Raw genomic sequence first — 26,498 nt, 5'->3', positions numbered from 1 at the left:
AAATGTTCAATTTGCACATTTATTTAGCCATAATAAAAAACAATAAGTCACGCTCTTTTATTGTTAAAGAGAAATACATCACTAAAAGGTATTGGAATGAATAAAATTTATAAAATTGTTTGGAATGCTTCTCTTGGGGCGTGGGTTGCTGTTTCTGAAATTGCAAAAGGTAAAACAAAAACAAACAGTGGTACTGTTGGTGATGTTGCAAGCAATCAAAAAAATGAAATAACATTAGAAAAAGCATTTAATTACAAAGCGCTGTTTGTAGCTGTATTTACTGTACTTGTGCCAGCTTTTAGCTTTGCTGCTGTAGGAAATAATTCAATAGATACACGTCTTTGTGCAGCAACAGCCGGATATAGTACTGGGGATATTGCAGTTGGATGTGGAAGTGACTCGAGCGGAACGAACTCGATTGCAATTGGTGGAAACGCGACGACTAAAGTGGCTACTGGTAGCACTCAAGGTGGTCAGAGTATTGCAATCGGTTATGATGCTCAAACTAAAGGTGATCAATCTGTTGGTGTAGGTGCGAATGTTAGGGCTTCTGGTAACTCATCTATTGCTATCGGTGGAGATGATTTAAATAAAGTTGCAGGGACAAGTAACAATACGGCTGCAGCTCAGACCTATAAAAGCTTAACTGGCGATAATTTAATTCGTGCTTATGATGGTGGTACAGGTGAGTCTAGTCAATATTTTGGAACTAGCTCGGCAGGGGATGGTTCTGTTGCAATTGGTGTTCAAGCTTCTGCTAAAGGCAGTCTAGCAACATCATTTGGTACACGTACTAAAGCCGATGGTGTGGCTTCAACAGCATTAGGGGTTGGTGCAACGTCAGATAAAGATGGTAGTGTGGCTTTAGGCGCTGGCAGTAAAACGGATGGTTCTGCAACAAAAGTACAAAGTGCCACTGTGAATGGTTTAGGTTTTACTGGATTTGTTGGCACAAGTGGCTTTGCTGGAACAGCATCTGATGCTGGTCGACAAGTTTCTGTTGGTAATATTGGTAATGAGCGCCAAATTAAAAACCTTGCGCCAGGTGCAATTTCGGCAATTTCGACCGATGCAATTAATGGCAGTCAAATTTATGCTGTAACCAATACTTTAATTGGTCAAATACAAACGACTAAATTTGCATCGCCTGTAGTTTATACGGATACTACTGGGAATAAACTCACTAAAGCAAGTGATGGAAAATGGTATCTTTCAACGGCTGTTGATGCTGGTGGTAATAAAATAGGTTCGCCAACAGAAGTTTTGGTAGCAAACGTTGCTACAAGATTACAAGATGCGAATGGTTCAACAACAACACCAATTAAGCTAACAAATGTGGCTGATGGTACAGTTGCTGCTAACTCAAAAGATGCTGTAAACGGTGGGCAATTAAAATCCGTTAGTGATGCACAAACTGCAACAGATGCATCAGCAGTGAAGTACGACAGTGCAGCGACGAAAGACAAAGTGACTTTAGGCGGAGCAACAGGCACAACCATCAGTAATGTTAAAGCAGGTGCAATCAACGCAGGCTCAACAGATGCAGTGAATGGCAGCCAACTCTATGCAACCAACCAAAACATTGCACAAAATACAGCCAATATCAGCACACTCAACACCACAGTGAGCAACCAGGGTACACAAATTACAGCTAATACCACAGACATTAGTACCTTAAAAGGCGGTTTCACCCTACAAACCAATGGTACAAATGCAGGTGCAATCAAAGCAGGTGATACCGTTGATATTGGTGTAGCAGACCCAGTCGATACTAACCTGACAGCAACGAAAATAGGTAAAAATATTGCATTTGCCTTAAATAAAGACCTGAACCTGACCAGTGTTATGACAGGCAATACCGTGATTAACAATGCAGGGCTTACTGCGGATAAAGTGACGGTAGGCAATGTTGTTATCGACAAGTCGACCAATAAAATCACAGGCATCGAAGCAGGTACCAACAGCAAAGATGCGGTGAACAAAGGTCAATTAGATACTTTGGCAGCCCAACAAACGGCAACAGATAGTGCGGCAGTGAAGTACGACAATGCGGCGACGAAAGACAAAGTGAGTTTAGGCGGGGCAACAGGCACAACCATCACTAATGTCAAAGCGGGTTCCTTAAATGCAACCTCAACAGATGCAGTGAATGGCAGCCAACTCTATGCAACCAACCAAAACGTTGCACAAAATACAGCCAATATCAGCACACTCAACACCATAGTGAGCAACCAAGGTACACAGATTACAGCTAATACCACAGACATTAGTACCTTAAAAGGTGGTTTCACCTTACAAACCAATGGTACAAATGCTGGCGCGATTAAAGCAGGCGATACCGTTGATATTGGTGTATCAGATCCTACTGATAGCAATCTTATAGCAACGAAGATAGGTAAAAATATTGCATTTGCCTTAAACAAAGACCTGAACCTGACCAGTGTTACTACAGGTAATACAGTCATTAACAATGCAGGGCTTACTGCGGATAAAGTGACGGTAGGCAATGTTGTTATCGACAAAACGACCAATAAAATCACAGGCATCGAAGCAGGTACCAACAGCAAAGATGCGGTGAACAAAGGTCAATTAGATACTTTGGCAGCCCAACAAACGGCAACAGATAGTGCGGCAGTGAAGTACGATAATGCAGCGACGAAAGACAAAGTGACTTTAGGTGGAGCAACAGGTACCACGATCACTAATGTCAAAGCGGGTTCCTTAAATGCAACCTCAACAGATGCAGTGAATGGCAGCCAACTCTATGCAGTCTCGAACAGTGTTAAGAATGCAATTGGCGGCAATACCAGCATAAATGCAGTAACAGGTGCCATCACCACCACCAACATTGGTGGAACAGGTGCGAACACGATTGATGGTGCAATTAACAATGTCAGCAATACAGCAAAAGCGGCTAAGACTGAAGTTAAAGAAGGCGACAATATTAAAGTCACTTCAGTGGCTGGAGTAGATGGTCAAAGCATTTACACCGTAGCGACAGCGAAAGATGTAAGCTTCGACAAAGTAATGGTGGGCAGTATTGTGCTGAACAAAGCCAATAACGACATTACTGGTTTGAGCAATAAGAGCTTATTGGCAGCGGACTTTGCGACACAAGGTCGCGCAGCGACTGAAGAACAGCTAAAAACCGTCAGTGATGCGCAAGGTAAGACAGACAAGTATGCGGTTAAATACGATGACAAAGCTGGTGTGCCAAACAAAGACAGCGTGACCTTTTCAGGTACAATTTCAAGCAGCGTAAAAGATTCAATCACAGGCAGGATCAACACCACCGGTGGTACGAGTCTAAGCAATGTAGCCAGTGCAGGTGATTACATCGATATTGCTAACGCAAGCAAAGGTGTAAACGCAGGTGACTTAAACAATGCTGTAATTGATGCAAAAACAGCAGTTACAAACACGGGTATCAAGTTCGGTAATGGTACAACTGCCAACCAATACAAGTTGGGTGAGACCATTCATGTTAAAGGTTCAACAGATGGCAGCATCACCAGTACAACTACAGCAGATGGTGTACAACTAAGCTTAGGCAATACAGTTAAAGTCGGCAGTGGTGCAACTCAGATTACCGTTGATGGCAGCACAGGTGAAATTAGTGGCTTAAGCAACAAGACATGGAATGCTTCAAGCATAACCAGTGGTCAAGCAGCGACAGAAGACCAGTTGAAACTTGTGAGTGATGCACAAACGGCAACAGATAGTGCGGCAGTGAAGTACGACAATGCGGCGACGAAAGACAAAGTGAGTTTAGGTGGGGCAACAGGCACAACCATCACTAATGTCAAAGCGGGTTCCTTAAATGCAACCTCAACAGATGCAGTGAATGGCAGCCAACTCTATGCAACCAACCAAAACGTTGCACAAAATACAGCCAATATCAGCACACTCAACACCACAGTGAGCAACCAAGGTACACAGATTACAGCTAATACCACAGACATTAGTACCTTAAAAGGTGGTTTCACCTTACAAACCAATGGTACGAATGCTGGCGCGATCAAAGCAGGTGACACTGTTGATATTGGTGTCGCAGATCCAGTGGATATTAACCTGACAGCCACCAAGACAGGAAATAAAGTTGCATTTGCATTAAACAAAGATTTGAACTTGAACAGTATTACGGCAAACCAGTTAGCTGTAGGTAATATCACAATTGATAAAGCAACCAATACGATTACTGGATTAAGTAATCATGATTTGAAAGCTGCTGATTTTGCAACGAAAGGTAGAGCTGCGACTGAAGAACAATTGAAGCAAGTGATTTCGAGCAACATCACCGAAGTTGTCGATGCTAGTGGAAATAAAGTCAATATTATTGATCAGGTTGTAAACACTAAGCTCGATAATACCAATCAAGATTCATTATTCTTAACGTATAACAAGCAAGGACAAGAAACCACAGATCGTTTGACGATTGGTCAAACTGTTCAGAAGATGAATACAGAAGGTACGAAGTTCTTCCATACCAATGCGGATACATCTAAAGGTGATTTAGGAACAACGAATGATTCAAGTGCAAGTGGTCTGAATTCTACTGCAATAGGTGTCAATGCAATTGTTGCTGCGGGTGCGGATAGCTCAGTCGCTTTAGGTCATAACGCTAAGGTTCAAGGCGCACAGTCAATTGCAATTGGTAATGGTGCTGAAGCATTAGGTACACAATCAATCAGTATTGGTACGGGGAACAAAGTTAAAGGCAATCATTCTGGCGCAATTGGTGATCCAACAATTGTGAATGGTAATAACAGTTATTCTGTCGGTAACAATAACCAAGTGCTTACAGATGACACTTTTGTACTTGGAAATAATGTCACTAAAACAGTTGCTGGTTCTGTTGTGTTAGGTAATGGCTCTGCTGCTACAACTGGTGCAGGCGTTATAGGTTATGCTTTGTCTACTGCAACAAATGCAGATAAGACAGCCATTAATAAAACAACTTCAACGACAGGTGCTGTTGCGGTTGGTGATGCAGCAAGCGGTATTTATCGTCAGATTACGGGTGTTGCAGCAGGTATTCAAGATGCTGATGCCGTAAACGTTGTACAGTTAAAAGCAGTTGGTAATCAAGTTGTTACAACCCAGAATTCACTTGTGAATAGTTTGGGTGGCAATGCTAAGGTCAATGCGAATGGAACCATTACTGGACCTACCTATAATGTTGCGAAAAGCACTCAAATTAATGTTGGTGATGCTTTAGATGCATTAGACAAAGCCATTGAATCTACAGCAGTAACCTCTAAAACAACAGTGACTAAAGGTCAAAATATTGTTGTGAACAAGAGCAAAAATGCTGATGGTTCAGATAATTATGAAATAGCAACTGTGAAAGATTTAACAGTTGATTCTGTTAAAGCTGGCAACACTGTTCTAAATAATGCTGGTATTACGATTGGTAATAATACTGTTGTATTAAATAACACAGGGTTAATTATTGCAGGTGGACCAAGTATCACGACTCAAGGTATTAATGCAGGTAATAAGCAAATTACCAATGTTGCTGCTGGTACAAACGCAACCGATGCTGTTAATAAAGGACAATTAGATTCGGCAATTAATAATGTGGCGAGTGATGTCACTCAGCTTTCTAACAATGCAGTGAAATATGACACTGCATCTAAAGACAAAATCACATTAGGCGGCACGAATGGAACCACAATTACCAATGTTAAAAATGGTGCTGTTGTTAAAGATTCAAAAGATGCAGTGAATGGCGGTCAATTGTGGAATGTTCAACAACAAGTGAACCAAAACACCAATGACATCCAAGGTATCCAAACCAGCATTGCCAATATTAACAATGGTAAGTCTGGTTTAGTGCAGCAACAAACGCCAAATGGTGACATTACTGTTGGTAAAGATGCGGGTGGTACAACACTTAATGTATCTGGTACTCAAGGTGATCGTGTTGTTACAGGCGTGAAAGATGGAGCAATTAATGCAACATCTAAAGATGCTGTAAATGGTTCTCAACTTAATGTAACAAACAATAAAGTGGCTGAATTCTTAGGTGGTGGGGCTGGCTATAACAACATTACCAATAGTTTTACCAACCCAACGTATAAGGTTGATGGCAAAGACTACAATAATGTAGGCGGTGCAGTCGATGCTTTAAATAAAGCAGATCAAGCCTTAGGAAACCGTATTACTAATCTCGGTGATCGTTTAGAACAAGCCTTTACTGAAACCAACCAACGTATTGATGGCATTGAGCAAAAAGCCAATGCAGGTATTGCGGCTGCTATGTCATTAGAAGCAGCCCCATTTGTTGCAGGCAAATATACCTATGCGGTAGGCGCAGCTTACCATGGCGGTGAAAATGCGGTTGGCGTAACTTTACGTAAAACGGCAGATAACGGACGCTGGTCATTAACGGGCGGGGTTGCAGCGGCATCACAAGGCGATCCAAGCGTGCGTATCGGTATCAGTGGCGTAATTGACTAAGGTGTGAGAAGTGGAGAAAAACATACACATTTTTTCTCCATACTGCAAAAATTCAAGAGTAATCAATATGAAAAAAGTTATTACAATCACACTTTCAGCAGTGCTTTTCGGGCTTGCGTTGCCAGTTTATGCAGCAACACCTGTCGCAGTTGAGCAGGAAGATGATGTCTATTTCCCTGCGATAGGAAAAAGCTACCTGAAACAAGTTAATCGCTATGAATACAGCAATGCTGCCCGTTTAGAAAAAGGGTTAAGTAAGGATCAGATTCGTCACTTGCTTGGTAATCCTCAGTTTAGTGAAGGTCTATTTGCGGTTAAAACATGGAATTATGTTTTAGATATTCGCGCTCCCAATAGCCAAGACTACAAGCGCTGTCAATTACGTATCGATTTTGATAAAAATCTTGTTGAGCGCCTGTCTTGGAAAGGTGAAGAATGTGAACACCTGATGCAGCGTGACATTTACGGGCAGCAATCTGCTGAAGCTCAACCAATCACATCAGCGGTGAGCTTGGCAAATATTTTGTTTGCATTTGATCGTTATGATGCAGATGCAATCGAGCAAGGCAAACAAGCTGTGGCACTCATAGCTCAGCAAATTAAAGATTCTGATTCTCATCATGCCGTTATTATTTCAGGTTTTACCGATCGTATTGGTAATTTGAATTATAACCAGAAATTATCAGCACAACGCGCAAATACAGTCGCGGATCTGTTGGTGCAGCAAGGCATTGATGTTAATCGTGTTCAGGTTAATGCCAATGGTTCAACCGAACAATATCAATATTGTGAAGGCAAATATTCTCGTGTGCTGGTGGAGTGTTTGCTACCAAACCGTCGCGTTAATGTAAGTTGGTAATGATTCTTTCTTCTAAACAAACGTTAGTGATGAGATAGATATTCGATAAGAGGGAAAGGATTTTCCCTTTTCCTCTTATTGCCCGATTTAAGGATCAAGAAAATGACTGAGTTTGCACAAGTTTTAATAAATATTGAACGCATTGATTATAAAAATATAAATTTCTTTTATTACTTAAATAGAATCATAGAAAGTGAAGACCGGTATTGTATTCTTAAAATCATGAGTAAGTTTATTGAATATACGAATTCTTATTATAATGATAAACATCATTTTTTTATACGAAACTTTCCCGAAGGAATGATAAACATTGTTTATCAAAAAAAATCGATTGAAAAATTAAAGAAAATTTATAGAGATTATGAGGAGAACCGTATTGAAAAAGATGAATTATGTGAAGAATTAAGTGATTGGATCTTAGCTGTACCAGCTCAAGCCTGAGCTGACAATTACTCAACTTTTTCTATTCAGTAAACTTTCAAATAACGGATGTCTACAGAGTATTTTCCCTTAATGAGGGCATTGAGTATTATACAATTTCAGCCACTTGTCTAAATTAATCGCTTCTTTAGATAAAGGAATGCGGTGCTCTTTTTTAGCTTTTATACGTTATTGGTTTTATTCTTACTTTGACTAAATATGATTAATGTTATGCGAATTCTTAATTTTAATTCACTGGCTTGGGTAAGTGCTTCAGCTAAACATACTTCAATATAAAAATTCAATTGAATGAGTCAAAACGCCGATCTATTAATCGAGATTTTTTATCGTTTGGGCTTTCTTTTTTCTTCACAGTACACGCGCATAGTCAGATTGGTCTCTAAGCGTTATTATAGCGCTCTTCATATTATTGGAATGTGCTATGAAAATCGTCGCAGATGAAAATCTGGCTTTTACTGAATATTTCTTTGCAGATTTTGGAGAAATTCAACAAGCGGCAGGGCGTACTTTAACCCAAGCAGATGTACAGGATGCAGACGCTTTGTTGGTACGTTCTGTGACGAAAGTAAATGCGCAGCTGATAGAAAATAGCTCAATTAAATTTGTCGGCAGTGCCACGATTGGTACAGATCATTTAGATATTGCAAGCTTAGAAAAACACCACATTGCATGGTCAAATGCGGCAGGGTGTAATGCCCAAGCGGTTGCTGAATATGTCATTACCGCACTGCTATATTTACAACCGAATTTAATTGAAAAAAATGAAAACTTTACTTTAGGGATTGTTGGCTTAGGAAATGTGGGTTCACGTTTAGCATTTATGGCTAAATTATTGGGTTGGAATGTGATTGGTTGTGATCCCTTTGTGAATTGTGAAACTATCCAGCAAGTGGAATTGGAAGAACTATTAAAAACGGCAGATGCTATTTCAATTCATGTTCCCTTAACCCAAACTGGGGAACATCCGACGTTTCATTTGATTAATACCGATGCGTTGGCACACATGAAGCCTGAAGCGATACTGATCAATTCAGCACGTGGCCCAGTGGTGGAAGAGTCCGCTTTGATTGCTGATCTTCAAAGCACCAAGCGTCAAGTGGTGTTAGACGTATTTGAACATGAACCTGAAATTTCAGCAGAATTACTCAATTTAATTGGTTTGGTCACCCCGCATATTGCGGGCTATAGCTTGGAAGGTAAGGCGCGTGGTACGCAAATGATTTACGATGCTTTCTGCACAACCTTTAACTTTTGTGCAAATAAGCAATTTGAAACGCAATTGCCTGTATGTGAAAAATATTTCCAAAATCAGGATTTAAAGCAAGCACTCAAACAACATCTGAGTCAAATTTATGATATTGCGCGAGATGACTCAAATTTACGGGCTTGTTTAAAAGAGGGTAAAGTCGATCAACAGGCTTTTGATTATTTACGTAAAACCTATCCATTACGTCGTGAATGGGCAGCACACGGAGGCCCTCAAGCATGAATATGGAAAACACTAAAATGGTAAATACTGAAATGGTCAATTATCAGCCCACCTGTGATATTAAAGCTTTAAAAGCACGTGCCAAAATGTATGCACAAATTCGTCAATTTTTTGCCGAACGTGATGTGCTAGAAGTAGAAACGCCAATCTTGTCTCAAGCGGGTGTAACCGATGTGCATTTAGCGTCGGTTCAGGCACAGCGTCATCTTGGTGGAAAGCAACACACCCATTATTTACAGACTTCACCTGAGTTTGCCATGAAACGCCTATTGGCGAGTGGTTGTGGTCCGATTTACCAAATCTGTAAAGTCTTTCGTGATGATGAACATGGTCGTAAACACAATAGTGAATTCACCATGTTGGAGTGGTATCGCCCAAATTTAAGCTTAAAAGAATTAATGTTTGAAGTTACTGATTTACTTAATGTGACTTTGGCACATCGTTTTGGTGAAGTTCGTCCAACCATTTTAAGTTATAAACATGCATTTATGGATCGTTTGGATCTCAATCCATTACAAGCCAGTTTAAAACAGTTAAAAGACTGCTGTAACCGTGTCGGTTTAAATCTGGATTTGGGTAATGACCGTTTGGGTTATATCGACTTGTTATTTTCACATATGGTTGAACCGAGTTTAGGTTTTGATACACCGGTATTTTTGACCGATTTTCCAGCTGAAATGGCATCTCTTGCCAAAGTCAGAACCGATGAAGATGGCGAGTCTGTTGCAGCACGTTTTGAGCTATATATTGAAGGCTTAGAATTGGCAAATGCCTATGATGAACTAATTGATGCTGCGGTGTTACGTTCTCGCTTTGAAGCGGATAATTTGGAGCGTCAAAAACTTGGTTTACATATCATGCCGATTGATGAATATTTATTGGCGGCATTGCCGAATATGACTGAATGTTCTGGCATCGCTTTAGGAATTGATCGTTTATTGATGATTGCTTCGCAGCAAATGAAGTTGGAAAAAGTGATTACTTTCCCTGCCGATGTTTCTTAAAAATATCGCTAAAAAATCTTATAAATCGATCCCTTGCGAAACAATTTTTCTCACCCTTTAAAAAAGTAGCGGGAAGTTCTTCGTTTTTTAAAGATGAACCGAACTGCTAGGCAAGGGAGGGATTAAAATAAAAAGCTTCTCATAAGAGAAGCTTTTTTTAAATCTAGACAATTAAAACAGTTTGCTGTGCTTTTAACGCTTCAATTGCTTTGATACGACGCTGAATGAGCATTTCACCAATATCGGGGCCTTGAATATCGGGGGGGAGATCCTGTGCTTTAATGCCACGAACAACCTCCATCGCATCGAGTACATATTGTGCTTGTGGATATTCACGGTTCTCTAAACCTAAACGACCCCGTGAATCACACTCACAAGCTTGAACATAGGCTTCAACACGTTCAGGACGACGTAATACATCTAAACGTTGTAATAAGCGCCATAAAGTGCCCGGTTTAAGGGTTAATGCTTGATGGCATTTTAAATGTTCTTTACATACCGCAATTGCAAGCTGCTTGGTATGGGTTGGTACTTTAAGTCGCTCACAAACTTCAGTGACAGGTGCTATGCCTCGTTCTTCATGCATGATATGGCGTGGTAATTCATCTGCTGGAGTAAGTGCTTTACCTAAATCATGCATTAAAACAGCAAAGCGTACTTCCAATGAATAATTGGCTTTACAGGCTTGTTGTAAAGACATCATGGTATGAATACCACAATCAATTTCTGGGTGATATTCAGGACGTTGTGGAACACCATACAGAGCATCTAATTCAGGAAAGAGGACTTTTAAAGCACCACAAGCACGCAAAGTTTCAAAATACTCATCGGCATGATTTTCCATCAAGGCACGGGAGGTTTCTTTCCAGACTCGTTCGGGTGTTAATGCTTCTAATTCGCCCGATTCTGCCAATTTCTGCATCAATGCTAAAGTTTCAGCTGCAATGCTAAATCCAAGTGATTTATAACGTGCTGCAAAACGTGCAATACGCAGTACACGTAAAGGATCTTCTACGAAAGCATCGGATACGTGGCGGAGCACCCGATCTGCTAAATCTTGTTGACCATTATAGGGATCATAAATATTGCCATCGTCATCCATGGCCATGGCATTAATGGTTAGGTCACGACGGATCAGATCTTCTTCAAGGGTTACACTGACATCAGTATGAAATTCAAAACCATGATAACCATGACCAGATTTGCGCTCAGTACGGGCTAATGCATATTCTTCTTTTGTTTTGGGATGTAGGAAAACAGGAAAATCTTTGCCTACAGGTTGATAGCCAAGCGCAATCAGTTGTTCAGGTGTAGCACCGACAACGACATAATCTTTTTCGTGATAGGGGTGACCGAGTAAGTGATCACGTACTGCACCGCCTACTAAATAAACTCGCATGAAAAAACCTCTATTCTTCAAGCAATCATGCTACAGAATAGAGGTTTTCTCAAGTAAAGAACCTTAGCTTTTTGCTAAAGATTCTTTTTTATTCAGCTTGCGCTTGTTGAATTTCAGCAACAGTCAATGCCGTCATATTCACCAAACGGCGCGTTGTCGCTGTTGGTGTAAGAATATGAACTGGTTTTGCTGCACCCAATAAAATAGGACCAATGGTCACATTATTACCTGATGTAGATTTCAATAAATTGAATGAAATATTGGCCGCATCAAGATTTGGCATAATCAGTAAATTTGCTGAACCTTTGAAACGTGAGTTCGGGAATGCAAAGTGACGAATGTTTTCATCGAGTGCTGCATCACCATGCATTTCGCCTTCAACTTCAAGATCAGGTGCAATTTTGCTTAAAATTTCAAAAACTTTACGCATTTTTTGTGCACTAGCATCTTGCTGATCACTACCGAAGCTTGAGTGAGAAAGCAAGGCAACACGTGGAGTCACACCAAAACGACGTACTTCTTCAGCCGCTAAAATGGTCATTTCAGCCAACTGTTCAGCCGTTGGGTTGGTATTGACATAAGTATCCGCAATGAACAAGTTACGATCTTGAAGCATTAACGCATTGAGGGTAAAGAATGTGCTACGACCTTCTTTTAAGCCAATTACATTTTTCACGAAATCTAAGTGAATATCATAGCTTGAATATGTACCACAAAGCATACCGTCTGCATGACCATGTTTCACTAACATTGCAGCAATCAGGGTAGAGCGGCGACGTGCTTCACGATGTGCATATTCAGGCGTTACCCCTTTACGCTGCATGATTTGGTAGTAATCATCTGCAAAAAATTCGTAATCTGGATTTTTCTCTTGATCTACAATTTCAATGTTAACGCCGTGTTCAAGACGCAAGCCCAATTTCTTGATGTTTGCTTCAACAACAGCAGTACGACCAACAAGAATTGGGAATGCTAAACCTTCATCCACCGCAATTTGAACTGCACGAAGCACACGAAGATCTTCACCTTCCGCATAAGCAATACGCTTCGGTGCTGTTTTTGCTTGGGCAAAGATCGGTTTCATCATAAATGCAGAGTTGTATACAAACTCAGATAATTTTTGACGATATACAGAGAAGTCTTCAATCGGACGAGTCGCGACACCAGAATCCATTGCAGCTTGAGCAACAGCAGGTGCAATTTCAAGAATTAAACGTTGATCAAGTGGACGTGGAATAAGGTAGTCACGACCAAAAGATGCAGATTTTTCACCATAAGATGCTGCATCTGCTTCAATGTGTGCCATACGTGCAATCGCATGTACACAGGCAATTTTCATTTCTTCATTAATGGTGGTTGCACCAACGTCTAAAGCACCACGGAAGATATAAGGGAAACAAAGTGCATTATTGACTTGGTTTGGATAATCCGAACGACCCGTTGCCATAATCACGTCATCACGAACTTCATGTGCATGTTCAGGCAGAATTTCAGGGTCTGGATTTGCCAAAGCAAAAATAATTGGATTTTCCGCCATCACTTTAACCATTTCTTTGGTTAAAATGCCTGCCGCAGAAAGTCCGAGGAACATATCTGCACCAGCAATCACATCTGCCAGTTGAGTGCCTTCAATGTCTTGAACATAGCGTTTTTTAGATTCATCAAGATTGTCACGTTTGGTTGTTAACAAACCACGTGAATCGGCAACGGTAATGTTTTCCTTGCTCGCACCTAAAGCACACAGCAAATCTAAACATGACAATGCAGCAGCACCTGCACCTGAAGCGACAATTTTAATCTCTTCAATTTTTTTGCCAGTCAGTTGTAAAGCATTCAGTAATGCTGAACCGACAATAATGGATGTGCCATGCTGATCATCATGGAACACAGGAATATTCATGCGTTCGCGAAGTTTTTTCTCAATATAGAAACACTCTGGTGCCTTGATATCTTCAAGGTTAATACCACCAAAAGTCGGTTCTAATGCGGCAACGATATCGACAATTTTATCTGGATCGTTTTCAGCAATTTCAAGGTCAAATACATCGACACCTGCGAATTTTTTAAACAGTACACCTTTACCTTCCATTACAGGTTTAGATGCTAATGGGCCAATGTTGCCTAGACCTAAAACAGCTGTACCATTTGTAATAACAGCAACTAAGTTCCCACGTGCGGTATAAAGTGCTGCTGTTGATGGGTCGCGTTCAATCTCTAAACATGGCGCTGCGACACCTGGAGAATAAGCAAGCGCTAGGTCATGTTGGTTGACCAGCTGTTTACTTGGTGTAACACTGATTTTCCCTGGTGTTGGGTGTTCGTGGTAGTACAAAGCTTGCTGTTTTAATGATTGATCGTCCATCTGTATCTCTATTGTTGCTTGAGTTGCCCAGCCCGAGCGGGTGGTGGTTTTTTGCTTACTTTAGTCGAATATAACATTTGTTACGACCTTAGCACAGTCGCGAATATACCTTTTTCCAGTAAACTTATACTTAGGTCGGTAGACTTATATTAAGCAGGTATAAGTCTACACTTGAGAAGGTATAAGCCTGTGTTGCTCTAAGAAGATTGTGGCTTCACTTTCGGGTAAAGGCTTTGAAAACAAGAAGCCTTGCGCAATGTCACATTTGAGATCTTGTAAGTACTCAAGTTGTTGCTTGGTTTCAATACCCTCAGCAACCACCATCATGCCCATGGCTTTGCCCATGGCAATCATGGCACTGACAATGGCCTCTTGTTTATTTTCGCCAATTTTAGAGATAAAGCTTCGATCTATTTTTAATATATCAATTGGAAAATCAGCAAGATAGGATAATGATGAGTAGCCAGTTCCAAAATCGTCGAGGGAGATGTTGATTTTACGTTCTTTGATTTCATCGAGTAGATTCTTAACTGTAATTGAGTTCTCAAGCAGCGATGATTCGGTAATTTCAAGCTCTAGACTTGACCCTGATATTTGGTAAGTTTGAATGGCATAATCAAGGTCTTCAAGCAACTGCCCACGTTGTAATTGTTGGGCAACCACATTGACCGATACACAGATATTATTAAAGCCTAAATCATTCCAGTGTCTAATTTGTTTAGCGGTTTGTTGTATAACAATTCGACCAATATCTGAGATTAAACTGGTTCGTTCTGCTAAAGGAATGAACGAATTGGGTGGAATAATCCCTTTGGTTGGATGGTTCCAGCGGACAAGGGCTTCAAAACCATAAATGTTTTGGTCGCTAAAATTAATTTTGGGTTGATAGTAAACAATTAATTCATTGTTGTTAATCGCAAGTCTTAAATCGCGTTCTAAATAAATGCCTTGTTCAAGTAAGGCTGTATTTTTGTTTGAATAATAACGAATGGTATTGCCACCTAAGTTTTTAGCTTCGGTTAATCCCTGTTCGGCACAATTATTCAGATAATCGAGTTGGCGACCATTTTCAGGATAAAAAGCAATGCCCATAGAGAGGGTAATAATATGTTCTTGATCAAAAATAGTGAAGGGGAGTGAAAATGCTTGACTGATCCTTTCACAGTGTTGTTGAATCGATGGTCGAATATGTGAAATTTCATAGACAATAGCAAAGTCATCACCATTTAAATGAGCCACAAATAAGGCTTCTGCATTGGTGAGTCGCAGTCTTTGCGCAACTTGGCGTAACAGCTCATCGCCACCACTATTGGATAAGAATTCATTTAATGGTCTAAAACGATCAATATTGAGACGGATCACAGCAAGCTGTTGAATTGAATCCTTTTGGCTCACCAGATATTGGTGCAATTGATAATTATAATAAAAACGATTCGGTAGGTCGGTGAGCGGGTCGTAATTTTCTAAATAGGAGAGACGCTGTTCTTGTAGTTTGCGTTCAGTTAAATCAGAAACAATACCAATATAGTGTGTTACACGATTTTGCTCATCGGTGATGGCATTAATGTGCATCCAAACGGTGAGTTCTTTACCCGAGAGAAACTTTTCATTCATTTCCCCATCATATTCACCTGTTTTAAGTAGTTGATTAATGATTAAATAATGATCATTTATTTGTTGAGATTTATGGTTTGCAGTAATATCAAATAAATGTTTGCCAATGATTTTTTCTTGTGAAAAATTGGTCAATTTTTCATAGAATGGATTGACGTCGATGTAACACAGTTGTTCATCAAGTATAAAAATCCCTTCCGAAGCTTGTTTTAGTACGCTGGCTGCAAGTTTTAAACGTTCTTGATCGGTGCGCTCTTGCTGAATATCACGACGAATACCGACCATACGTAAAGCTTTTTGATTGATCGGATCACGGCTAATGACTCTGCCAATATCATGAACCCATTTCCATTTTCCAAGACTATTTTGAATTCGATACGTGGCTTCATACAGATCTGATCGACCGCGTAAATGTTGTTTCATCGAAGATTTGAAATGTTCGACATCATCGGAATGAATAATATTTTGTAGCTGGTGCTGATGCTGTTTTAAAGGCTTTAATGTCTTTTGTTGTTTGGAATTGGTGATTAAAATTTCCCGATCTTTAATATTCCAATCCCAAGGTCGAAGTCCTGCAATTTCATGTGCTAACACCAGATTTTGTTGCTGATTTTCTAAATCGGTGTTCATTTTAGCAATATCGAAAGTACGTTCTTTGACTTTTTGTTCAAGCAGCTGATTGTTTAATTGTAATTGTAGTTCAATCTCTTTTGATTTGTTAATTTCAGTTTTTAATTGCTGACATAACTCATCTGTCCATAGGACCTGTTGCTCTGCATTTTTAACCAAACGGTTATTTTTGCAATAAAGCGATGAAATACGTTGGTGAATACGAGAGCTGGTATTTGCACAAAGTAAAATGACAATCAGGGCAAAATTGATCGTTAAATGGAATAAATAATTCGAGGTGTCAGCAGCAATAAATTGTGAAGCTAGATACGGTAAAATTGCTGGAATAAAGGCTAAGCAAAAATAATTGAGTCGTTGGGTTAAAAACGTTAACGCAAATGCTTGGCTCACAATCAGAAGTAAAGCAGATAACATTAATCCATGAACTTGGTTGAAATCATGGTTGTATTGCGGAAGATAGTAATAAATAAGAGCAATGCCAGCCCCGATACAGCTTCCTATCGCTAAAAATTGAAATTGAAGCCAACGATGTGCATGCTTTAATGAGAAATTACGGGGTTTAAAATAGATACTGGTAATCAGTAAACTTAAGCAATAAAACAGTGTCGTACTGATAAACCAAAGGTTTAAATAAAAGGATGGTTTGACAAAATAAAATTGATAAATACAATAAATATACAGGGATACAATCACAATACTGACGAGAAAAAATCGGCTAAGACGAATCGTATTGGTAATTTGTGCAGCACTCACATGCTTGTTGATATATTCGTCCTGAATATTTGACATAAAAGCAAAAACCTTATTTTTGTTTTGCGATAAATTAACCCATCAAAATTTACTAGCGTTTAAAAAAAAGCAAAACTTTTTTTAAATCTATATTTATCATTAGAATCAAGAGTAATAATGTTATTTAAAAAAATCAATCGAATTGCGACTATTTACCTAGAATAAGGTGAACTAAACAGTTAGGTTATAATTTAAAATAGATAAAGCAACAATCGGCGCAGTTTCAGTGCGTAAGACGCGATTGCCAATACACCAATTGATGAATCCTACTTTATTCGACCATTCAATTTCACTTTCACTTAAACCCCCTTCGGGGCCAATCAGCAGTGCAATATTTGGCGTTGCATTTTCAAGTACATTGATTTGCTCTTTATTTGGCGCAAGTACCAGTTTGGTGGTGGGTAATTCAGTTGCAAGCCAGTCGGCCAATGCAAGCGGTGCTAAAATTTCTGGAACGCGATTCATGCCACATTGTTCACATGCTGCAATGGCAATACCTTGCCAGTGGTCGATTTTTTTCTGGTCGCGATCATATTTTAAACGCATTTCGCAGCGTTCAGACGTTAAAAGTTGAATCTTGGAGACCCCTAATTCAACTGCTTTTTGAATGGCATAATCCATACGGTCACCTTTGCTCATCACTTGTCCGAGCAAGGTGCTAAAAGCAGGTGTGCGATCATCAGGGTTAAATGTGTCGACAGAAACACTTGCTGCTTTTTTTGAAATATCAACAAGTGTCACTTCATATTCGCCACCTTGTCCATTAAACAAAGTGGCACTTTCACCAACTTTTGCACGTAATACTTTCACCCAGTGGTGAAAAACGGTTTCCGTTAATTCAACATGCGTATCAACAGCTAAATCAGCTTCAATAAAAAAACGCGGCATGTGGTATTACTCTCAAAAATCGGTGAAAAGAAAAATTATGCTAAACCTAAGTCAAGCACAAGTTGACGATTAGGCTCAGTCTGGTTCATGGTGTAGAAGTGTAGACTGGGTGCACCACCTGCAATCAGGCGTTCACAGAGTTTCACCACGACTTCATGACCAAAGGCTTTAATGCTTGCGCTGTCATCACCATAAGTGGCCAATTGTTTACGAATCCAACGTGGGATTTCAGCACCCGTACCATCTGCGAAGCGAATTAGATTGCTGGCATTGGTAATCGGCATAATGCCGGGCGCTACAGGAAGGTCAATGCCTTCTTTTTGTAAGCGATCGACAAAGTAGAAATACGCATCTGGATTAAAGAAGAATTGAGTCAATGCTGAATTGGCACCTGCACGAGCTTTAGTGATAAAGTTTTGAATGTCTTGATCAAAGCTTTCGGCTTGTGGATGCATTTCAGGATAGGCTGCGACTTCAATATGGAAGTGATCACCAGAATGTTCACGAATGAATGCCACTAAATCGGAGGCATAAGGCAATTCACCTAGACCCACTTGACCTGAAGGTAAGTCGCCACGCAGTGCAACGATACGGTCAATGCCTTGTGATTTATACAAATCGAGCAATTCGGCAATACGTGCTTTGTCATCACCAATACAAGACAGGTGAGGGGCAACGGGTGTGCCTTTGCCATTGAAGTCGTTGATTGCCGCAAGTGTACGTTCACGCGTTGAACCACCAGCACCATAAGTGACCGAAAAGAACTCAGGATTAAGCAGTTGCAATTCTTGATGAACTACACGAAGTTTTTCTGCACCCACATCAGTTTTAGTCGGAAAAAATTCAAACGAAACTGGAATACGTTTGCTCATTTTTCAAATCCTTTTTTTTAATACTATTTTAATTGCTTTGACCTCTCCTAAATCCTCTGCTAAAAGGAGAGGACTAACCCTCCATTTAATACTAAAAGGATTTCCCTCTCCTGAGCGTGCTTTAAGCATTGCTTTAAAGTTCAGCGCAAGTGAGGGCTAGGGAGAGGTATTTATAAAAACTTAGTATTTATAAGAGTCAGATTTGAATGGACCTTCAACTGGAACGCGCAAGTAGTCTGCTTGTACTTGAGTGAGTTGAGTTAATACGCCACCAAAACCAGCAACCATTGCAGCAGCAACTTCTTCATCTAATTTCTTAGGAAGCAGTTCTACACGAATCGCAGCTTGTTTTTGATCTTCAGCAAGATCCGCAAATTTTTCAGCGAATAAGTGCATTTGACCCAATACTTGATTGGCAAAAGAACCGTCCATAATACGTGATGGGTGGCCTGTTGCATTACCAAGGTTGACCAAACGACCTTCTGAAAGAAGGATTAAGTAATCGTTGTCGTTTTCTGTACGATACACTTGGTGTACTTGAGGTTTAACTTCAACCCATTTGTAACCACGTAAATAGTTGGTATCAATTTCAGTATCAAAATGACCGATGTTACAAACCACAGCACCTGCTTTTAAAGTATCAAGCATTGCAGCGTCACACACGTGGTAGTTACCCGTAGTTGTTACGATCAAATCAGTATTTTGAAGAAGATCAGCATTTACGTCTTCTTTTTTACCCGTTTGAACGCCATTTTTGTATGGAGAAACAACTTCGTAACCGTCCATACATGCTTGCATTGCACAGATTGGATCGACTTCAGTAACACGTACAATCATGCCTTCTTGACGAAGTGATTGTGCAGAACCTTTACCTACGTCACCGTAACCAATCACAAGCGCACGACGACCAGACATTAACATGTCAGTACCGCGTTTGATGGCATCATTTAATGAGTGACGGCAACCGTATTTGTTGTCATTTTTAGATTTCGTCACTGAATCGTTTACGTTGATTGCAGGAACTTTTAAAGAGCCGTCTTTCCACATTTCTAAAAGACGTTGAACACCTGTCGTGGTTTCTTCAGTAATACCGTGGATTTTAGCAATCAGTTCAGGGTATTTTTCATGAACAACAGCAGTCAAGTCACCGCCATCATCTAAAATCATGTTGGCATCCCAAGGTTTGCCATTCACATTAATTTGTTGTTCAAGGCACCACATGTATTCTTCTTCTGTTTCGCCTTTCCAAGCAAATACAGGAACGCCAGATGCAGCAATTGCAGCAGCAGCATGGTCTTGAGTCGAGAAAATGTTACATGAAGTCCAACGAACTTCTGCGCCCAATTCAACTAGGGTTTCAATGAGAACCGCAGTTTGAATAGTCATGTGGATACAGCCGAGGATTTTTGCGCCAGCAAGTGGTTTTGCAGCAGCATAACGATGACGTAAACCCATCAATGCTGGCATTTCAGCTTCAGCAAGTTTGATTTCTTTACGGCCGTAATCAGCAAGTGAAATATCAGCAACTTTATAATCTGTAAATGAAGCAGTAACCGCGTTCATCAGGATCTCCTAGTTATTAAATAACAATAAAAATAGATTGGATCGTTATGTTCGCGGATGCCGTTGTTAATCAAAACCAGTGTTTTACAGAAGCTTTGACCGAATTGTCGAGCCTAGCGATTTCACATTACTGTTTTTGAAAATCAGCCTGTGAAAAAGTCGCAGCATCCCTCGACGAGTTGCATATTGTACTTGGAAATTGTTGTAGTTCCAATGTCGTTTTGCTTATTATCAACACAATCATCTTTTTTGAATTGTATTATGGCTTTGAATATCCCTGAATCTCTAATGAACCTTGAAGCCAATGGCGGTATTTATGCTGTATGGATGATGCTGCAACATTTAGGTATAGATGCTGATATTGAGCAACTTATAGATGTATGTGGCTACGAAGCAGAACATGGTACGGCAACCATTGGCTTAGCGGTGGGATTAAAAAAATTTGGTTTCAATGTTCAATTTTATACCGATGAAGACCCCGACCTTCAAGAACAAGAAAAATTGAGCTATGCCGAAGCGGAACAACTGAAACTTCCTGTTTTACCTGCAATTCATTATCAGCAAATCCAACATGAATTTGAGCAAAATAAATTTGTCATTGTCTATTATGATACTTTAGAAGAGGTCGGAAACCACTCTCTGGTTTATTCGATAGGTGAGCAGGAAATCTGCTTCTTTGATTCTTTTGAACCCATGTCTGCATCTGTCTTTGAACAACAGCGTCAAGCAGAGGGCATCTGCCGACAAGTCATTGTGATTGATGATTCAAACGCTCGCATGGATACAGAAAAATAAACATTAAAGAAGAAGTTGAAAATGAAAAAGATAATCGGAATATTGGCATTTATTTCAATGCAAATTGGTGCCAATGACAGTACGGGCTATGTCTCTACGGGTGGGGTGCAGTATCTGAAAAATAACAATATTCAAATGTACAGTGAAGATCTATTCATTAGTAAAAATCAGATTAAAGTGGATTATCAATTTAAAAATTTAACCCATAAAGACATCTCTGAAACGGTACTTTTTCCGCTTCCGCCGATAGAGAATTTTTTTGAATCAGATTTTGCGGATACCGAAAAATTGCTGAACAGCTTTAAGGTGCAGGTGAATGGTAAAAATATTCAGCCAGAAATGCATGTGAGAACATTTATTCAAAAAGATGAGCACTCAAAACCCATTGATGCAACCGAGCTATTTAAGCAATGTGGTTTTACGCAAACTGAAATGCTAAATCCGTGGAATCGAAAAACCTATGAATATGAAATATTTGAGAATAAATTAAGACACTGTTCAAATACACAGTTAAAAAAACTTTTGCCACAAAGTCAAAGTGAAGCCATTGTGTGGTCTTCTCAGGTGATTTACAGTTGGCAGCAAAGCTTTAAAGCCAATTCGCTGACGCGTGTACAACACCAATATGCGCCATTGGTCGGTGGTTCAGTATCTTTATATCCCGCAGAAGATGAAAAAGCGTATTGCATGGATGGTAATTTTAAAGCGGGTTTAAAGAAAGCCAAGTCACAGCATGCGCCTTATTCAGCTTTGGGCTATATTTTAAAAACGGGTGCCAATTGGGCCAAACCGATTGAGTACTTCAAGCTGACTATTGAACGTGATACAGATGAGTTAGTCTCTTTTTGCTGGGCTGGAAAGGTGACCAAAATAAGCCCAACACGCTTTCAAATGCTTGAAAAAAATTTTCTGCCAAAGCAGGATTTAGAGATTATTTTTGTTCATAAATTTTAAGCAATGCAGACCAAGAAGCCCATCATTCGATAGGCTTTTTGATTTAATTTATTCAGCAGCTTTGGCTTTTTCAGACCATTCATCTGCTTTTGCTTCATCAATCTCTACACCTAAACCATGTTCATAAATGCAGACTAAATCCCGCATCGCTTGGACTTCACCCAGTTCGGCTGCTTGTTTGACCAATTCAACCGATTTCGCAACATCTTTTTCAACTACATCACCACGACGGTAAAAATTCGATAACTCTAAAATTGCCGCAGGGTGTTTATGTTTACTGGCTTGTTCTAACCAGCGGTATGCATGTTTAAAATAGGTTTTTGCTTCTTCAGGATCTTCTTCTAACATATCTTTTGCATAGAAAGTATAACCTTCACCTAACCAGTACATAGCTTCAACATGACCTAATTGTGCGGCTTTAAGCGCCCATTCTTCAGCCAGTGCAACATGTTCTTCATTTTCACTTTGCATATAAATTTCAGCAAGTTCAAATTGTGCATCACGATTACCTGCCATGGCACGATTAAACAGTTCGGTAGAAATAGGGAGATCAGACATAACAAATCCAATGGACATAATGTGTATAGCGTAAATGGTCGGCGTAAAAAAACCAATCCATAGATTGGCTTTTTCAAGCTGTTATTTAATTTTGAAGGCTTAGATGATATAGGTTATGCAACTTACAATGGCAATCACAATACACGCCATCACCCATTGTTTCGCTTTATGTGCAAAGTAGCTTAAACATAAACCGACAAATAAAGCAGAGAAGGTTAGTGCGCCAACCCAATAACTGATCATATTGCTTAAGTTGCCATGAGTAATACAGATCACCAGAGCAATAATCAATAATACCCAACCTACAAGCGTTGCAAGTTTAGTTTTTGATGCTGTTAATTCACGACCAAAAATTTGCTTTTGATGTTTTGACATGCAACTTGCTAAAGCAAAGAATGCCACAGTACAGATTGACCAAATCAGGATGAAAAAAATCATACTTCAGGCTCCTGAGTCACTTTGGTTTTTTTAACGGGTAGACCTTTGTGATTTTTCACTTTCTGATAAGAATAGAAGAACAAGATTGCAAGTAGCCACATGGCTAAATCAAATGAAGCGATCATCCATTGCCCATTGGCTATACTGTTCCATAAGGCTTGACCACCTGTCATAAAGTTAATAACAGGTAACAGGGCAAATGCAAGCGTTGCAAAAGCAAGTAATTCTAACCACGCTTGACGGTGTGGACGAATCGCAGCATACATTAAACTGAGTAGCCAGATGATAAAGAAGCTGCGAATTTCCCAGTCTGAACGCATGGCCATTTCCGCAGGAATAACACGGTTGGCATAAAAATATCCAGCACAGGCAATCGGTAAACCAATAATCGCTGTAATATTGGTGACTTCGACAACACGATAACCAAAGGATTTATAGCCTTGTTTTTGTTGCTGCGGTGCACGTTTTACACACCATAATATTAGACCTGTTGCCACCATCAATGTGCCAACGATTCCTGAACAGAACAATAACCAACGTAGGGCTAAATCGACACCACGGGCTTCATGGAGTACGGTCACGACATTATAAATAGCCATCGGTACAGATGGATTTTTTAGACGTGAACTGTCATCTGTGATGTTTTGACCCGTCACAGCATTAAATTCTAAGCTGTCATAAATATTGCGATGGGCAACACTTTCCCCCAATAGGGCACGTAATTCAATTTTGCCTTGATTGGTATTTGGTGCAATGATCGTGATTGAACCTACAGGATTATCTTTCCACTTTTGTTGTGCAGTCGCCAAAATAGGAGCGATGTCTGCCAAAGGCGCGGGTTGAGCTTCAGGTTCCTGACGCTGTTGCCGTTTTTCACTACCTTCACCGTGTTGTTCCGTATTTTTGCCACGCGCTTGCGAATTGTTTTGACGATTAGTATTACGTCCCTCAGCACGTTCGTTCTTATTTTCTTTGTTTTCGACCAGTGCGCGACTTTGTTCTTGTAGGAATTGTCCTCGGTCTTCATAAATTTGGTTAATTCCCCAAGGCATGAGTGTAAATAGCAGCAGTAATAAGCCACTAAAAGTAATCATGATATGAAATGGTAGGGCAAGTACAGCAGTGGCATTGTGTGCATCTAACCAAGAGCGTTGTCCTTTGCCTGCACGGAAGGTAAAGAAGTCTTTAAAGATTTTTTTATGGGTAATCACACCGCTAATAATGGCAACCAGCATAAGTAGGGTTGCAATTCCAACCAGCCAACGTGTCCATAATCGTGGTAAGCCATACAGTTCAAAATGGAAACGATAGAGGAAACTACCACCACGAGTATCGCGTGCTTCAAGTACTTCACCTGTTGCACTATCTAAGGTGATTCGTTCACCGCCACGCCGTGCACGAGGATCTTCCCCAATTTTACGAATATTAAGTATGGTTGTATTTTGCCGTGCATTCGGCAGTTGAATATTCCAACTGCCAGCATTCGGATGGTTTTTTTGTAGATAATTGAGTGCTACTTGCGTTTGTTGAATTTGACTGCTCTGAGGTACAGATTGGTGTAATTCAGGTTTCATCCAAACCGTGATTTCATTTTGGAAAAAGCTTAAAGTACCGGTCAAAAATATTGCATACAACAACCAGCCAAGAATTAAACTGGCCCACGTATGTAACCATGACATGGACTGGCGAGGCCCTTCCTGTTTTGCATCTACGCGCATATTAGTTTCCTAAAAACTTATAAATAACAAATAAGAAGAGACTTGGAAGAACAATACCTAGACTGGCTTTTAGTGTCTTATTGACCATAAAAACCCAGATAAATGCACATGCCCAAAGTGTAAAAGCAACGAGAGTCGCACTCATTGCAGCACTACCACGAGATTCGGCAAAGTATTGTGCAATAACCACAGCACTTAAACTTGCCAGAACATAACCGCCTATCAGCGCTAGCATAAAACGATAGAAAATCATAAAACGGTAAGCGAGTAATAAAGACTTTTGCTGCGTTTTTTTAGCTGCTGAAGTGGCAAGGTGATTTGTTGCCAAAGCATCAAGTTGGGAACTATTCATCATTTTAAATTCAATTATGACTAAGCGTGATTATTTATAATGAAAATGATAACAATTATTATTAATGTTTAAAATGATTGATTTAACAAAATGCACGATTAAATAATATTTCTTTATCGCATTATTTATTTTAGAAGGGATGATGTGGCAAAAAATGGCAAACGAGATTGGTGCTAGATTTTTGCAGTTGTTAAACAAAAACAGCGACCGAAGTCGCTGTTTTTAGTCCAAAAGAGCTTAAGCTTCTTGTTGGATACCTGCAACCAACCAATCTTGGTTAGAACCAGCAGGTTTAGTGAAATGCCAAATTTCTGCAAAAGATTGCGGTAAGCTGTTTAAGTCTTCACTTACAGTACCCGTGAAGCGCACACTCACCACATATTGACCATTTTCATTTGTAGAATCTGTCACCATTGCATTCAGGTTAGAGAATTCCGCAACGTCTTGGTCTTGGTTTGCCATAATGTCGTTATACATCGACTGATACAGATCAGGTGTTAAATAACGTTGAATTTCAGCAATATTGCTTGCTGTGTTCATAGATTGAATATGGTTAAAGCGCTGACGAGCAACACGTAAGAATGCAGCAGGTTCAGTACCATCTGGTAATTGATTGCCATTGCTGGTCGAAGCACTACCAAAAGGCGAATGAGTTGCTGCGCCCGCAGAACCACCTACAGATTGACCAAAAATATTGCTATTGTCATTTGAAGTACGTGGTGCGGCAGTTTGTTGACCAAATGGTGCTGTATTTCCAGCATTGTTTGGTGCGTATGGGTTATTGGCGGCTAGTTTTTTTTTTGCTCCGAATTTACGGAACAAGAAAAATGCGACTGCTGCTGCAAGAAGAATCCAGATCCAGCCTGGAAGGCCACCTTTTTCTTCTTCTTGCTGTGTAGTCGCGTTAGCACTGCTTGCAGCTGGTTTATCATCCGCCATTGCATTGGCTGCAACTGCACCAATTGCAGCACCAGCAACACCAGCAGCAACCATTTTACCTACGCCAGAACCTGATTTTTGTTGGGTAGGTGCTGTTGTTGGTTGTGGGGCAGGAGTAGCTTGACGTGGCTGTTGGTAAGATTGGCTTGGAGCAGCAGAACGACTCATGCCATGGCTTTTACCACCACCTGCACGTTTTGCTTCAGCCATTGGTGTAACCACCAAAGCCGCCATTAAAATACCTGCCATCAAACTACGCTGTCGAACTTCCATCATTTTTTCCTAAATAAAAATAAATTATAGCCACACAGTTATGCAGTCATTTACACTGAATTTCAATATTAAATTGGTGTTTTTTTTACATAATCTTTC

At 40.0% G+C, this 26,498-nt stretch carries 18 protein-coding genes; 7 read left to right on the top strand and 11 right to left on the bottom strand.

Annotated elements, in window-relative coordinates:
* The first annotated feature begins 96 nt into the window (after positions 1-96).
* From B9T24_RS17135 to epmA, 5 genes are all read left to right on the top strand, one after another.
* Positions 97-6,462, top strand: coding sequence for an ESPR-type extended signal peptide-containing protein (locus B9T24_RS17135; protein ID WP_228145716.1), 6,366 nt, complete (start codon positions 97-99; stop codon positions 6,460-6,462).
* A 67-nt stretch (positions 6,463-6,529) separates the two neighbouring features.
* On the top strand, positions 6,530-7,321 hold the full coding sequence (gene tpgA / locus B9T24_RS12635) for a trimeric autotransporter adhesin/peptidogylcan-associated protein TpgA (RefSeq protein ID WP_086166096.1): 792 nt from the start codon (positions 6,530-6,532) through the stop codon (positions 7,319-7,321).
* A 102-nt stretch (positions 7,322-7,423) separates the two neighbouring features.
* Positions 7,424-7,762 (top strand): hypothetical protein, encoded by a 339-nt coding sequence (locus B9T24_RS12630; protein WP_086166095.1) that lies wholly within the window; start codon positions 7,424-7,426, stop codon positions 7,760-7,762.
* A gap of 421 nt (positions 7,763-8,183) precedes the next feature.
* A complete protein-coding gene (locus tag B9T24_RS12625; RefSeq protein WP_086166094.1) occupies positions 8,184-9,251 on the top strand; it encodes a 4-phosphoerythronate dehydrogenase in 1,068 nt (355 codons plus the stop codon).
* Between the two features lie 32 nt (positions 9,252-9,283).
* Positions 9,284-10,255, top strand: a complete 972-nt coding sequence (epmA, locus tag B9T24_RS12620; RefSeq protein WP_171264906.1) for an EF-P lysine aminoacylase EpmA — start codon at positions 9,284-9,286, stop codon at positions 10,253-10,255.
* A gap of 163 nt (positions 10,256-10,418) precedes the next feature.
* On the opposite strand, the gene B9T24_RS12615 is transcribed toward epmA, so the two are convergent.
* From B9T24_RS12615 to ahcY, 6 genes are all read right to left on the bottom strand, one after another.
* Positions 10,419-11,654, bottom strand: coding sequence for a multifunctional CCA addition/repair protein (locus B9T24_RS12615; RefSeq protein WP_086166093.1), 1,236 nt, complete (start codon positions 11,652-11,654; stop codon positions 10,419-10,421).
* An 88-nt stretch (positions 11,655-11,742) separates the two neighbouring features.
* Entirely contained in the window at positions 11,743-14,016 is a 2,274-nt protein-coding gene (locus B9T24_RS12610; protein ID WP_086166092.1) for an NADP-dependent malic enzyme, read from the bottom strand.
* Between the two features lie 165 nt (positions 14,017-14,181).
* Positions 14,182-17,049 carry an EAL domain-containing protein gene (locus B9T24_RS12605; RefSeq protein WP_086166091.1) on the bottom strand — a complete coding sequence of 956 codons (2,868 nt, stop codon included), beginning with the start codon at positions 17,047-17,049 and terminating at the stop codon, positions 14,182-14,184.
* Positions 17,050-17,220: 171 nt separating this feature from the next.
* Positions 17,221-17,937, bottom strand: coding sequence for a 16S rRNA (uracil(1498)-N(3))-methyltransferase (locus tag B9T24_RS12600; RefSeq protein WP_086166090.1), 717 nt, complete (start codon positions 17,935-17,937; stop codon positions 17,221-17,223).
* Positions 17,938-17,972: 35 nt separating this feature from the next.
* Positions 17,973-18,809, bottom strand: a complete 837-nt coding sequence (gene metF / locus B9T24_RS12595; RefSeq protein ID WP_086166089.1) for a methylenetetrahydrofolate reductase [NAD(P)H] — start codon at positions 18,807-18,809, stop codon at positions 17,973-17,975.
* Positions 18,810-18,989: 180 nt separating this feature from the next.
* The gene (ahcY, locus tag B9T24_RS12590) at positions 18,990-20,372 is read right to left on the bottom strand and encodes an adenosylhomocysteinase (RefSeq protein WP_086166088.1); all 1,383 of its coding nucleotides are present in this window, start codon (positions 20,370-20,372) and stop codon (positions 18,990-18,992) included.
* 261 nt (positions 20,373-20,633) lie between these two features.
* On the opposite strand from ahcY, the gene B9T24_RS12585 reads away from it, so the two are divergent.
* Both B9T24_RS12585 and B9T24_RS12580 read left to right on the top strand, forming a co-directional pair.
* Positions 20,634-21,167, top strand: coding sequence for a cysteine peptidase family C39 domain-containing protein (locus B9T24_RS12585; protein WP_086166087.1), 534 nt, complete (start codon positions 20,634-20,636; stop codon positions 21,165-21,167).
* 21 nt (positions 21,168-21,188) lie between these two features.
* On the top strand, positions 21,189-22,121 hold the full coding sequence (locus tag B9T24_RS12580; protein ID WP_086166086.1) for a DUF4424 family protein: 933 nt from the start codon (positions 21,189-21,191) through the stop codon (positions 22,119-22,121).
* A gap of 48 nt (positions 22,122-22,169) precedes the next feature.
* Here the strand turns inward: B9T24_RS12580 and B9T24_RS12575 are convergent, their stop codons facing one another.
* The 5 genes from B9T24_RS12575 to B9T24_RS12555 form a co-directional block, all read right to left on the bottom strand.
* On the bottom strand, positions 22,170-22,679 hold the full coding sequence (locus B9T24_RS12575; RefSeq protein WP_086166085.1) for a tetratricopeptide repeat protein: 510 nt from the start codon (positions 22,677-22,679) through the stop codon (positions 22,170-22,172).
* Positions 22,680-22,778: 99 nt separating this feature from the next.
* Positions 22,779-23,117, bottom strand: coding sequence for a DUF3325 domain-containing protein (locus B9T24_RS12570; protein ID WP_086166084.1), 339 nt, complete (start codon positions 23,115-23,117; stop codon positions 22,779-22,781).
* The gene (locus tag B9T24_RS12565) at positions 23,114-24,835 is read right to left on the bottom strand and encodes a PepSY-associated TM helix domain-containing protein (RefSeq protein WP_086166083.1); all 1,722 of its coding nucleotides are present in this window, start codon (positions 24,833-24,835) and stop codon (positions 23,114-23,116) included. The genes B9T24_RS12570 and B9T24_RS12565 overlap by 4 nt, the downstream gene beginning before the upstream one ends.
* A gap of 1 nt (position 24,836) precedes the next feature.
* Entirely contained in the window at positions 24,837-25,190 is a 354-nt protein-coding gene (locus tag B9T24_RS12560) for a hypothetical protein (RefSeq protein ID WP_086166082.1), read from the bottom strand.
* 234 nt (positions 25,191-25,424) lie between these two features.
* Entirely contained in the window at positions 25,425-26,399 is a 975-nt protein-coding gene (locus tag B9T24_RS12555) for a Tim44 domain-containing protein (protein ID WP_086166081.1), read from the bottom strand.
* Positions 26,400-26,498: the final 99 nt, after the last annotated feature.

The organism is Acinetobacter sp. ANC 4654, from assembly GCF_002135425.1.
In the GTDB taxonomy this organism is placed as follows: domain Bacteria; phylum Pseudomonadota; class Gammaproteobacteria; order Pseudomonadales; family Moraxellaceae; genus Acinetobacter; species Acinetobacter kyonggiensis.
This window is presented reverse-complemented; position numbering and strand designations above follow the sequence as displayed.

Coding starts and splice junctions, on each gene's coding strand:
- B9T24_RS17135 (WP_228145716.1), top strand. CDS start 97: ATGAATAAAATTTATAAAATTGTTTGGAATGCTTCTCTTGGGGCGTGG.
- tpgA (WP_086166096.1), top strand. CDS start 6,530: ATGAAAAAAGTTATTACAATCACACTTTCAGCAGTGCTTTTCGGGCTT.
- B9T24_RS12630 (WP_086166095.1), top strand. CDS start 7,424: ATGACTGAGTTTGCACAAGTTTTAATAAATATTGAACGCATTGATTAT.
- B9T24_RS12625 (WP_086166094.1), top strand. CDS start 8,184: ATGAAAATCGTCGCAGATGAAAATCTGGCTTTTACTGAATATTTCTTT.
- epmA (WP_171264906.1), top strand. CDS start 9,284: ATGGTCAATTATCAGCCCACCTGTGATATTAAAGCTTTAAAAGCACGT.
- B9T24_RS12615 (WP_086166093.1), bottom strand. CDS start 11,654: ATGCGAGTTTATTTAGTAGGCGGTGCAGTACGTGATCACTTACTCGGT.
- B9T24_RS12610 (WP_086166092.1), bottom strand. CDS start 14,016: ATGGACGATCAATCATTAAAACAGCAAGCTTTGTACTACCACGAACAC.
- B9T24_RS12605 (WP_086166091.1), bottom strand. CDS start 17,049: ATGTCAAATATTCAGGACGAATATATCAACAAGCATGTGAGTGCTGCA.
- B9T24_RS12600 (WP_086166090.1), bottom strand. CDS start 17,937: ATGCCGCGTTTTTTTATTGAAGCTGATTTAGCTGTTGATACGCATGTT.
- metF (WP_086166089.1), bottom strand. CDS start 18,809: ATGAGCAAACGTATTCCAGTTTCGTTTGAATTTTTTCCGACTAAAACT.
- ahcY (WP_086166088.1), bottom strand. CDS start 20,372: ATGAACGCGGTTACTGCTTCATTTACAGATTATAAAGTTGCTGATATT.
- B9T24_RS12585 (WP_086166087.1), top strand. CDS start 20,634: ATGGCTTTGAATATCCCTGAATCTCTAATGAACCTTGAAGCCAATGGC.
- B9T24_RS12580 (WP_086166086.1), top strand. CDS start 21,189: ATGAAAAAGATAATCGGAATATTGGCATTTATTTCAATGCAAATTGGT.
- B9T24_RS12575 (WP_086166085.1), bottom strand. CDS start 22,679: ATGTCTGATCTCCCTATTTCTACCGAACTGTTTAATCGTGCCATGGCA.
- B9T24_RS12570 (WP_086166084.1), bottom strand. CDS start 23,117: ATGATTTTTTTCATCCTGATTTGGTCAATCTGTACTGTGGCATTCTTT.
- B9T24_RS12565 (WP_086166083.1), bottom strand. CDS start 24,835: ATGCGCGTAGATGCAAAACAGGAAGGGCCTCGCCAGTCCATGTCATGG.
- B9T24_RS12560 (WP_086166082.1), bottom strand. CDS start 25,190: ATGATGAATAGTTCCCAACTTGATGCTTTGGCAACAAATCACCTTGCC.
- B9T24_RS12555 (WP_086166081.1), bottom strand. CDS start 26,399: ATGGAAGTTCGACAGCGTAGTTTGATGGCAGGTATTTTAATGGCGGCT.